Origin of the sequence: Microbacterium testaceum, from assembly GCF_003075375.1 — a bacterium.
Taxonomy (GTDB): domain Bacteria; phylum Actinomycetota; class Actinomycetes; order Actinomycetales; family Microbacteriaceae; genus Microbacterium; species Microbacterium testaceum_E.
On sequence record NZ_QDFT01000022.1, the window covers coordinates 42,207 to 53,265 of the forward strand.

The window sequence follows — 11,059 nt, forward strand, 5'->3', positions numbered from 1 at the left end:
TCAGCTCCTCACTCTCGGGTCGAGGGCTGCGTACAGCACTTCGGACAGGGTCGACGACAGCAGCACGAGCACCGCGACGAAGAGCGTCGAGCCCGCCACCGCGTTGATGTCCTGCTGGGTCACCGCGTTCAGCTGGAACTGGCCCATGCCGCGCCACGAGAAGACGATCTCGAGCATCGTGGAACCGGCGATCAGGGTGCCGAAGCTGTACGCGAAGAAGGTCGACATCGGGATCAGGGCGATGCGCACGCCGTGGCGGAACAGCGCCTGGGTGCGCGGCAGGCCCTTGGCGCGGGCCGTGCGGATGTAGTCGGCGCCCAGCACGTCGAGCATCATGCTGCGCTGGTAGCGCGAGTACGAGGCCGCGCTGATGAGCACGAGCGCGAGGGTCGGCAGCAGCAGGTGGACGGCGCGGTCGGCGACCGTCGGCCAGAATCCCTCGATCCCGGCCGTGTACTCGCCCGTGAAGCGGATCACCTGGGTCCCCACGGCGTTGTTGAAGCCGGTCGCCGCGATCATCAGCAGGACGCCGATGACGAACGTCGGCGTCGCGAAGACCAGGTACGAGGCGTAGGTGGTGATCTGATCGCTCGCACGGTACTGGCGCACCGCGCCCCACACGCCGATGAGCACGCCCACCACCGCGCCGATGAGCGAGCCGATCAGCAGCAGGCGCAGGCTGGTGCCGGCGCGGGCCGCGATCTCGGTGACGACGTCCTGTCCGCCGATGGTCGAGCCCAGCGAGAACTTCGTGAACAGATTCACGAGCCAGTTCCACAGGCGCACGATGATCGGGACGTCGGGGTTGGCGCCGAGGTTGTTCAGGCTCGCGATGATGGAGTCCTCGGGCGGACGCGGGTTCATGCCGTAGAAGCGGTCCTGGGGACGCAGCAGAGCGCTGCCCAGCACGTACGCCAGGCACGTCGCCAGCAGGCTCAGGACGGCGTAGTTCAGGAACCGTCGCAGAACGTACAGCGTCATGACGTGCGGCAGCCCGTCCGGAACGTGTCGATGGTCTGCATCATGGTGGTCCTCTCGCCTTCGAGATCCCCGCTTATTCGTTCGCCTTGCTAAGGATCTTCAGCGACCCTACGTCGGCTTCTCGCGGAACGTGTGCCGGGGGAACACACTTTTCACGACCGTAACAAAGCTCTTACATGGCGCTTTGCCACGACGGCTCACGTCGAGCGCAGCACTGCGCTTAACGAACACCGCCTGAGATGAACAAAGCGATAATAACCCAGACGATCAGAACCGCCAGGGAAATCACCGAGGGAATGTCCCAGACACGCCGGACGCCGCCCGCGGCATCGGCGGCCTCTCGCGCGGACTCCCACGCGTCCTGGATGACGACCAGGTCGCGGATGGCCGGAGGCTCACGGCGTCCGCGCTCCTCGTCGCGCCGCAGCGAGGGCCGGCCGGGGCGACCCGCGACGGGCCCCCCGAACGCCTTGTACACGCGGGGTTCGTCGGTGCGCACCTCGAGCTGCCACCGCATGTCGATGTCGGTCACGCGGGCCCACGCGATCTCGGCGATTCGAAGGGGATTGTGGATGCGGATGCCACGAGCGTCGATGCGCACGTGCGGCGCGAAGATCAGGGCGTACACGCCCCACAGCGCCAAGAGCACCCACGGGGCGATCAGCAGCATCTCGCCGACGCCGGCGCGGAGCGCGGCATCCCCCAGGAGGACGGCCGCGAGGGCCGCGGCCAGGATCAAACCCACGACCGACGACGGGGCGCGGAACACCCGAGGATGCTCCGCGCCCCGATAGCGCTCGTCGCGCGTCACGCGCCGCCCAGCTGCAGCGAGGCGCCGGGAATGGCGTCGAGCAGGCGACGGGTGTACTCCTGCGACGGCTGCGCGAAGATCTCGTCGACGGTTCCCTGCTCGACGAGCTTGCCGCGCTCCATGACGCAGACCAGGTCGGCGGCGACGCGGACGACGGCGAGGTCGTGCGTGATGAACAGGTACGTCAGACCGAGCTCGGACTGCAGCTCCGCGAGCAGCTGCAGGATCTGCGCCTGCACGAGCACGTCGAGGGCCGAGACGGCCTCGTCGAGCACGAGGATGTCGGGCTTGAGCGCGAGCGCGCGCGCGATCGCGACACGCTGGCGCTGACCGCCGGACAGCTCGTTCGGATAGCGGGATGCCAGCTCCTGCGGCAGCGCCACCTGGTCGAGCAGCTCCTCGACGCGGGCGCGCCGCGAGGCGTTGTCGCCCACCTTGTGGATGTTCAGCGGCTCGGCGATCAGGTTGCCGATGCTGCGCAGCGGATCGAGCGAGCCGTACGGGTCCTGGAACACCGGCTGCATGCGCCGGCGCAGGTTGAAGGTGTCCTTCGCGCTGAGCTTGCCGGTGTTCACGCCGTCGACCTCGATCGAGCCCGAGGTGGGCTCCTCGAGCTTGAGCACCATCTTGGCGATCGTCGACTTGCCCGAGCCCGACTCGCCGACGAGGGCGAGGGTCTTGCCGCGCGGGATCTCGAACGACACCCCGTCCACAGCGCGGAACTGCTCGCTGCGGAACCCGCCCTGGCGGATCTTGTACTCCTTGACCAGGTCGGTCACCTTGACGGTGGCCGGTGCGTCGATGTCGGACTCGCGCAGGATGCCGCGGTCCTCGACTTTCGCCTGGATGCGCTTCGAGGCGATGGACGGAGCCGCCGCGACGAGGCGCTGGGTGTACGGGTGCTGCGGGTTCTCGAGGATCTCGCGGCTGGGCCCCGACTCCACGATCTCGCCCTGGTTCATCACCACGATGGTGTCGGCGCGCTCGGCGGCCAGGCCCAGGTCGTGCGTGATGAGCAGCACCGAGGTGCCCCGCTCCCGGGTGAGGGATGCCATGTGGTCCAGGATCACGCGCTGCACCGTCACGTCGAGGGCCGAGGTCGGCTCGTCGGCGATGAGCAGCTTCGGATCGGCGGCGAGGCCGATGCCGATGAGCGCGCGCTGGCGCATACCGCCCGAGAACTGGTGCGGGTACTGGTGGAGGCGGCGCTCGGCATCCGAGAGTCCGGCCTGCTTGAGCACCTCGATGGCGCGCTTCTCGACCTCTTTGCGTCCGGTGGCGATGCCGTTCGCACGGATCGCCTCCTTGACCTGGAAGCCGATGCTCCACACCGGGTTGAGGTTGGACATGGGGTCCTGGGGGACGTAGCCGATGTCCTTGCCGCGCACCGACTCGAACTGCGTCGGCGTGAGGTCGGTCAGCTCGCGACCGTCGAGGGTGATGCTGCCCCCGGTCACGTGCCCGGTGCCGGGGAGCAGGCCGATCACCGCCGACGCGGTCGTCGACTTGCCCGAACCCGACTCGCCCACGATGGCCACGGTCTGGCCCGGGTAGACGTCGAGGCTCACACCGTGCAGGACCTGGCGGGAGCCGCCCTGGCCCTCGAAGGCGACCTTGAGGTCGCGCACGGACAGCAGAGGCGTCATGGTGGCGTCGCTCATCGGCGGGCCCTCGCTCTCGGGTCGATGGCGTCTCGGATGAGTTCGCCCAGCATGATGAACGCCAGCACGGTCACGGTCAGCGCCAGCGACGGCCAGATCAGCGCTGCCGGCGCGACGCGCAGCGACTGCTGCGCCTGGCTGATGTCGTTACCCCACGACATGGTGTCGCCACCCAGGCCGACACCGAGGAACGACAGCGTCGCCTCGGCGACGATGGCGGCCGCGAGGCTGATCGTGGTGACCACGAGCAGGGGCGCGATGGCGTTCGGGATGACGTGGGTCAGCAGCGTCTTGAAGCGCGACTGGCCCAACGCCTGCGAGGCGGCGACGTAGTCGGCCTGGCGCACGCGCAGCACCTCGGCGCGCACGACGCGGGCCGTGGACGCCCACGCGAACCCGCCGATCGCGACGGCCAGGGTGAGGACGTTGCGGTACTGCGAGAACACGCTCATCACGACGATCGCCGCGAGGATGTAGGGGATCGAGAAGAAGATGTCGCCGACGCGCGAGATCACCGCGTCGAGCCATCCGCCGTAGAAGCCCGACAGCGAGCCCATGATGAGGCCGATGATCGTGCCGATGGCCGTGGCCAGCAGGCCGACCGACAGCGAGGTGCGGGCTCCCCACACGATGCGCGAGAAGGTGTCGCAGCCCTGGAAGGTGAATCCGAGGATGTGGCCCGCGGTGGGACCGCCGTTGCTGTTGGACAGCTGGCAGTCGTTGTTCGGGGGGACCTGCGTGAACAGGGTCGGGAACGCGGCCATGAGGATGACGACCGCCATGACGGCCAGCGCGATCCAGAAGGTCGGTCGACGACGCAGGTCGCGCCACGCGTCGAGCCAGAGGTTGCTCTTGCGGGCGGCGACGCGGACAGCGTCGACCGAGATGGTCTCGGTCTTGATGGGGGCGACGTAGTGCGGCGCCGGGAAGTGACTACTTGACATAGCGGATCCTCGGGTCCAGGAGGCCGTACAGAAGGTCGACGACGAGGTTGACCAGCACGTAGATGATGACGAAGACGGTCACGAACGAGACGACCGTGGGGCCCTCGCCGCGGATGGTGGCCTGGTACAGGGTGTTGCCGACGCCGGGGATGTTGAAGATGCCCTCGGTCACGGTGGCACCGACCAGCAGCACACCGAAGTTGGTGGCGGAGTTGGTGATGACCGGGATGAGCGAGTTGCGGAGCACGTGCACGGGGATGACGCGACGGCGCGAGAGGCCCTTCGAGTAGGCCGTGCGGACCCAGTCCTGGTTGAGCGTGTCGATGACCGACCCGCGCATGAGGCGCATGCTCGTGGCGAAGAGGCTGAAGCCGAGCACGATGGCCGGCAGGAGCAGATCGCCCCAGTTGTTCTGGGCGCCCACGGTCGGCCGGAACCACCCCAGTTGGACGGCGAGGAAGTACTGCGCGAGGAAGCACGCCACGAAGATGGGCAGCGCGACGAACAGCAGCGCCACGACGAGCGCGACGTTGTCGAACAGCTTGCCCTTGCGGATCGCCGAGATGGTGCCGATGACGATGGCGAGGACGAACTCGATCGCGAGGGCCATCACGGCCAGGCGCGCGGTGACGGGGAGCGTGCGCGCGAGCACCTCGTTGACGGACTGACCCGAGAAGGTCGTGCCCAGGTCGCCCTGGAAGATGCCGCCGAGGTAGAGGAAGTACTGGACGATGAAGGGCTGGTCCAGGTGGTACTGCGCCCGCAGGGCTTCGACGACCTGCGGAGCGGGGGTCTTGTCGCCGAAGAGACCCAGGATGGGGTCTCCGGGCATGGCGAAGACCATGAAGTAGATCAGCAGCGTGGCCCCGAAGAACACGGGGAGCACCTGCAGCAGACGTCTGAGGATGTAGCCGAGCATCCGCTCTCTTTTCGAACGTGGGAAACGCCTCATCGGACGTTTCGTGGGGGGCAGGGCCCGAAAGGACCCGTGCCGTTTTATCACACGACGTGATGAGGCCTGGCTGGCAGACCACGAGGCGGTGACGTTTCCGTCACCGCCTCGCGGCCAGAGATCGGAAGGGTTACTTCGTGATCTCGTAGTAGAGCGGAACCGAGTTCCAGCCGAACTGGACGTTGTTCACGCCGTCGGCGTATCCGCCGGTGACGTTGGAGTACCAGAGCGGGATGGCCGGCAGGTCCTGGAGCAGGATCTCCTGAGCCTTCTGGAAGTCGGCGTTCTGCGCGTCGACCTCGGTCTCGGCGATGCCGGCCGCGAGCAGGCCGTCGAACTCGGCGTTCGAGTAGTCACCGTCGTTCGACGAGGCGTCGGTCGCGTAGAGCGGTCCGAGGAAGTTGTACAGACCGGGGTAGTCGGCCTGCCAACCGGTGCGGAAGGCGGTCTGGATGCTGCGGTCGGTGATGGCCGAACGCGCTTCCTTGAACGTCGGGTAGGGAGCGCCCGACGCCTCGATGCCGAGGGTGTTCTTGATCGAGTTGGTCACCGCGTCGACCCAGGTCTGGTGTCCGCCGTCGGCGTTGTACGCGATCTGGAAGGTGCCGCTCCAGGGCGAGATGGCGTCGGCCTGGGCCCACAGCTCCTTCGCCTTGGCCTCGTCGTACTTCAGCACGTCGGCGCCGGTGAGCGAGTCGGACCAGCCGTCGATGACCGGCGACGTGAAGTCGCTGGCCGGGGTACGGGTGCCCTGGAAGATCGTCTTGGTGATCTCGTCGCGGTTGATGGCCATCGACAGCGCCTGACGACGCAGCTTGCCCTCTTCGCCACCGAAGTGCGCGAGGCGGTCCGGGATGGTGAAGGACTGGAACACCGCGGCCGGCTGGTTGACCGCGCGGTCGCCCAGGTCGGACTCGAAGGTGGCCTGCGAGGCGGACGGGATGGCGTCGATCACGTCGACGTTGCCGCCGAGGAGGTCGGCGTACGCGGCATCCTGGGAGGCGTAGAAGACGACCGTCAGGCCGCCGTTCGCGACCGTGCGGCCACCCTGGTAGTCGTCGTTCTTGACGAGGTCGATCTGCACGTTGTGCTGCCATGCGCCGTCGCTGGCGAGCTTGTACGGACCGTTTCCGACCGGGTTCTCACCGAAGGCGGCCATGTCCTCGAACGCCGAGTCGGGCAGCGGGAAGAACGCCGAGTAGCCTAGGCGCAGCGCGAAGTCGGCGGCGGGCTTGGAGAGCTCGATCGTGAAGGTGTAGTCGTCGACCTTCTTCAGACCGGTGAGCTCCGAGTCGGCGTCGTAGCTGAAGCCGACGATGTCCTCGAAGAAGTAGCTGTTCAGCTGGTTGTTCGACAGCTGCGCGCCGTAGTTCCAGGCCTTGATGAAGTTGTCGGCCTTGACCTCGGTGCCGTCGGTGAACTTCTGGCCCTGCTTGAGGGTCACGGTGAGGTTCTGCGCGTCGTTGGTGACGATGGACTCGGCCATGTCGTTCACGGGGGCGCCGTCGGCGTCGTAGTAGACCAGACCCGCGAAGATCGAGTCGAGGATCTTGCCGCCGCCGACCTCGTTGGTGTTGGTCGGGATCAGCGGGTTCTGCGGCTCCGAACCGTTGGTCCGGATGATGGCCGAGGCGTCGCCGCCCGAGGCCGAGCCGCTGCCGCCGTTGTCTCCACCCGAGCAGCCGGCGAGCATGAGCCCGACAGCTCCCAGCAGGGCGAGACTGGACAGGGCAATCTTGTTGCGCTTCACAGTTCCTCCAGGGAAGGGATGATCATCGCCCTCACGAGGTTTTCGCGCAGCACGAGGTGAGCGGAATCCGTTCGGGCAGGATGAGAACACACTAGGCACGTTTACCCAGGTGCCCCAAACTTCTCTGAAAAACGTTACACAGCATTTACTCGAAGGGGCTCGAATGGAGCATTCTGACAAGCAGACCCGCTCGGCCACCCGCGCGGACTGGTCATACCCTCCGACGATCGCCCCCTCCGACCGGTATCGCCGCGCCCGCCTGGGGTGGGAGATCGCGCTCGTCCTGCTGGTCAGCGTCGGCCAGTCCGCGATCTATTCGGTGGTGTCGTTCATCCGCGCGGCGACCCGCGCGCCGATCTCGCAGCAGCAGACGCAGCTGAACCCCTCGCGCAGCGCGGAGCCGCTGTGGGACGCGATCTACCAGTTCCTCGACATCTTCTTCTCTCTGGCCCTCGTCGCCCTGGCGGTCTACCTGCTGTGGGAGCCCGCGAACAACGCCCTGCGACGGATCGGCCTGGACTTCCGGCGCTTCGGCTCCGACGTCATGCGGGGTGTCGTGCTCGTGGTCCTGATCGGCGCACCGGGCATCGGCGTCTACGCGATCGGACGCGCGATCGGTCAGAGCATCACCGTCGTCCCGGCCCCGCTCGACTCGTCGTGGTGGGTGATCGCCCTGCTGATCCTCGCGGCGCTGCGGGCCGGCCTCACCGAAGAGGTGATCTTCCTCGGCTACCTGTTCGACCGGTTGCGCCGCCTGGGCTGGTCGTGGAGCGGCATCATCGTGTCGACCGCCCTGCTGCGCGGCAGCTACCACCTCTACCAGGGGTGGCCGTCGGCGCTCGGGAACGTCGTGATGGGGCTCGTGTTCGGCTGGTGCTACAAGCGGTGGGGTCGCGTCATGCCGCTCGTCGTGGCGCACACGATCATCGACATCGTGGCGTTCGTCGGGTACCCGCTCGCCGCCGCCTGGTGGCCCGCGATCTTCGCACCCCCGGCATCAGGGTCCTGATCCGACCCGCGCCGCTCAGGACTGCGGGGGCGACCAGGTCCAGAACGCCGGCGGCACCCCGTCGGGTTCGGACGTGTAGGCCACTCCCCCGACGCCCGCGGCGGCGACGACGGCGCCGGTGCGCTCGAGCAGAGGGATGCCGGCGTAGACCGAGAACAGCGAACGGTCGATCTCCTTCGCCTCGGCGAGGACGTCCACGGGGTCGGTGTGCACCGTCAGGTCGTCGAAGAGCTCGTCGGTGTTCGGACCGTCGATCCCCTCGGCCAGGCGGTCGCGCGCGGAGCGGTACAGGCTCTCGTCCTCGCCGACCCACGACAGTGTCGCGTCGACCGTGTCGCCCGGGGTCGCCGCCCGGACCGCGATACCCGCGCGAGCGCCCATCGACACCAGTCGCGAGAACACCTGCGCCGACACCTCGTCGGTCGTGTCGTACGACAGTCGCAGCACGGCGGCTCGATCGCCGAGCGCGTTGCGCGCCCCGTCGACGTCGGCGCCCGTGCCCGGCGCGCCGTTGCCGGCGATCAGGTCGGCGTACAGCTGCCCGGCCGCCGTCGACGAGAGGAAGGACTGCAGCGGCTGGGCGTCGGGGCGCATCGCGCCCAGGACGTCCTGCACCAGCGACGACCGGTCGGTCGCGAGCGTCATCGCCTGACGGAGGTCGGATGCCGTGGCATCCGCGAACCTGAGGTGGAGCGTCTGGGTGGTCGGGCCCACCTGCACCTGGTAGCCCGCGTCGGTCAGGGTCTTGCGCTCGGCGACGTCGAGGTCGCCCACGTTGGCCACGTCGACCTCACCGGCCTCGAGCGCGGCGAGCTGCGCGGCCCGGTCGGCGAAGAAGCGCACCGTCAGGCCCTCGAGGCCCGGGAAGTGCGCCCCCTGATAGCTGTCGCGGCGCGTCAGCCGCAGGCTGTCGGCGGTGACCTCGGCCACCGACCACGGCCCCGCCGACACCACGCTCGCCGGATCGGGGGTGGTTCCGGGAGCGACGTCGAAGCCCGTGTTCCACACCGCGGCCGCGGCCGCGAGCACGGGGTTCGGCTCGGCGGGGGCGCGGGGGTCGCCTTCCGGCGCGGTCAGGATCGCCGTGATCAACTCTTCGACGCTGACGCCCGCGCGCTGCGCGACGACGTGCACGGGCCGATCGAGCAGCCACTGGCGGTTCCAGTCCGCGAACGGCTGGTCGTAGGTGAGGGTCAGGGTGTCGTCGGCGCGGTCGACGATCGGACGCGCCGTGCGCGCGTTCGGGTCGGCCGGCATCGCGGTGTCGAAGTAGCGCGTGCCCGAGACGACCTGTCCGTTGACGTCGTAGGTGGCGTCGTCGAAGAAGTGGGAGCTCACGGCCCAGCCGAACACGAGGTCGTCGAGGGTGACGGCCGTGCCGTCGGACCAGACGCGATCGGTGAACAGCTCGTAGCTGACCTTGAGCGGGTCGCCCTGCACGCGGGTGATGCGGCCGAGACCGTCGTTGGGGACGACCTGGAGCGAGCCGTCGATCGACCCCAGCCGTTCGTCGAGCAACGCCGACACGGCGCGGTTGGCCGCCGTCGCGCCCGTCGCGGTCGCGGCGTTGAAGCTGGTGAGCTCGCCGACGACGCCGAGCGTGAGGCTCGTGCGCTGCTCCTTCTCGGGGGCGGGTGCCGGTTCGGCGGCCGAGCAGCCGGCCAGCACGACACCGGCCGCGGCGAGCAGCGCGATCAGACGGCCCGCACCGCGGCGTCGTCGAGTCGGTCGAGGAACGTCGTTCAGCCCGTGGTGCACAGGGGCACTTTACCCAACGCCCCCTGAGCGATCCCCGGGGCCGGCCGGGCCCCGGGCCGGCGCCCCGCGCCGCGGCGGGGTTGGCGGGCGGGTCGCCGGTCGCGGCGAGGTCGGCGGCCGCGGCGAGGCCGGCGGGCCGGCCGGGCCGGCGCGCCGGGGTCGCCGCGCCACGCCCGCACCGGGCCCCGACGGGGCGCCGGTCGCGCCCGCCTCGGACCGCGAAACTGCACGCGGCTGACAACTCGGCGACATCCTTCAACCGAATCGTCGGCCGGGCGCAGTTTCGGCGCCGATGTCGCGGCTCCTCCACCGACGGTCGCGAGAACGAGCCGTCCACAGATCGACGGATGCCGTCGAACCCGGGCGATCGCGGACGGCAGAGTCGAACGATGACGGTGCTCCGCCGAACAGTCGACACGCCCCTTCCGCTGATGCCCGCCGCCGCGGTGACGCACTCCACGCGGAGCGTGCGCCGCGGCGACATCATCCAGGTGATGCGCGGGGTCTACGCGCCGCGCGACGCGTGGCAGACGCTCCCGCCGTGGCAGCAGTACCTCGCGCGCGTCCGGGCGCATCTGTTGAACGCCCCCGGCGACGTGCTCTGCCTCGAGTCCGCGGCGGCGCTGCACGGACTGACCGTGGTCGGGGCGGCGCACGACATCCATGTGCTCGGATCGGCGAGCGCGACGGCCCGGACGGTGGGCGGGGTGCGCGTGCACACCAGCGCCCACCCGGACCGCGTGATCGAGGAGGTCGACGGCATCCGTCTGACCTCCATCGCCGATACGTGCATCGACGTGGCCAGGACTCGGCATCCCGCGATCGCCCTGGCCGTCGCCGACGCGGCTGCACGCGTCGATGAACGCTGCACCGCTCTCACTCTCGTGACGCTGAACGAGGAACGCGCGTCCGCGCGCGGTCGACGGCGGGCGCGCTGGGCTCTTCATCGCGCGGATCCGGCCGCGGAATCGCCGCTCGAATCACTGAGCCGTGCGGTCGCTGAATGGGCGGGCTTCGCCGAACCGGAGCTGCAGGTCTGGTTCGGCGCAGAGGCCGGGGACGGAGACCGCGTGGACTTGTGGTGGCCCCAACTGCGTATCGCGGGCGAGGCGGACGGCCTACTGAAGTACGACGGCCGGTTCGGAGACCCGCGCGTCGCGATCAAGAAACGCGAGGACCGCGACCGACGACTG

The 11,059-nt window shown here is 69.0% G+C and carries 9 protein-coding genes; 2 read left to right on the forward strand and 7 right to left on the reverse strand.

Annotated features, from left to right (window positions below; all coding sequences use genetic code 11):
- The 6 genes from DC432_RS10075 to DC432_RS10100 all read right to left on the reverse strand — a co-directional run bounded on the left by DC432_RS10075 (position 1) and on the right by DC432_RS10100 (position 7,099).
- Positions 1–981, reverse strand: a complete 981-nt coding sequence (locus tag DC432_RS10075) for an ABC transporter permease (RefSeq protein WP_116537784.1) — start codon at positions 979–981, stop codon at positions 1–3.
- Between the two features lie 220 nt (positions 982–1,201).
- Positions 1,202–1,750: a PH domain-containing protein gene (locus DC432_RS10080; protein WP_116537785.1), complete on the reverse strand. Its 549-nt coding sequence runs from the start codon at positions 1,748–1,750 to the stop codon at positions 1,202–1,204.
- Positions 1,751–1,788: 38 nt separating this feature from the next.
- The gene (locus DC432_RS10085; protein ID WP_116537786.1) at positions 1,789–3,453 is read right to left on the reverse strand and encodes a dipeptide ABC transporter ATP-binding protein; all 1,665 of its coding nucleotides are present in this window, start codon (positions 3,451–3,453) and stop codon (positions 1,789–1,791) included.
- A complete protein-coding gene (locus DC432_RS10090; RefSeq protein WP_108317469.1) occupies positions 3,450–4,397 on the reverse strand; it encodes an ABC transporter permease in 948 nt (315 codons plus the stop codon). The genes DC432_RS10085 and DC432_RS10090 overlap by 4 nt, the downstream gene beginning before the upstream one ends.
- Positions 4,387–5,316 (reverse strand): ABC transporter permease, encoded by a 930-nt coding sequence (locus tag DC432_RS10095; RefSeq protein WP_116537787.1) that lies wholly within the window; start codon positions 5,314–5,316, stop codon positions 4,387–4,389. The genes DC432_RS10090 and DC432_RS10095 overlap by 11 nt, the downstream gene beginning before the upstream one ends.
- Positions 5,317–5,479: 163 nt before the next feature.
- Positions 5,480–7,099, reverse strand: coding sequence for a peptide ABC transporter substrate-binding protein (locus DC432_RS10100; RefSeq protein ID WP_207770796.1), 1,620 nt, complete (start codon positions 7,097–7,099; stop codon positions 5,480–5,482).
- A gap of 163 nt (positions 7,100–7,262) precedes the next feature.
- Here DC432_RS10100 and DC432_RS10105 point away from each other — a divergent pair, with 163 nt between their 5' ends.
- Positions 7,263–8,108, forward strand: a complete 846-nt coding sequence (locus tag DC432_RS10105; protein ID WP_243393093.1) for a CPBP family intramembrane glutamic endopeptidase — start codon at positions 7,263–7,265, stop codon at positions 8,106–8,108.
- A gap of 15 nt (positions 8,109–8,123) precedes the next feature.
- On the opposite strand, the gene DC432_RS10110 is transcribed toward DC432_RS10105, so the two are convergent.
- The gene (locus DC432_RS10110) at positions 8,124–9,866 is read right to left on the reverse strand and encodes an ABC transporter substrate-binding protein (RefSeq protein ID WP_116537788.1); all 1,743 of its coding nucleotides are present in this window, start codon (positions 9,864–9,866) and stop codon (positions 8,124–8,126) included.
- 389 nt (positions 9,867–10,255) lie between these two features.
- Between DC432_RS10110 and DC432_RS10115 the strand changes: the two genes are divergently transcribed.
- A partial coding sequence (locus DC432_RS10115) for a hypothetical protein (RefSeq protein ID WP_133177916.1) occupies positions 10,256–11,059 on the forward strand: 804 nt, incomplete at its 3' end.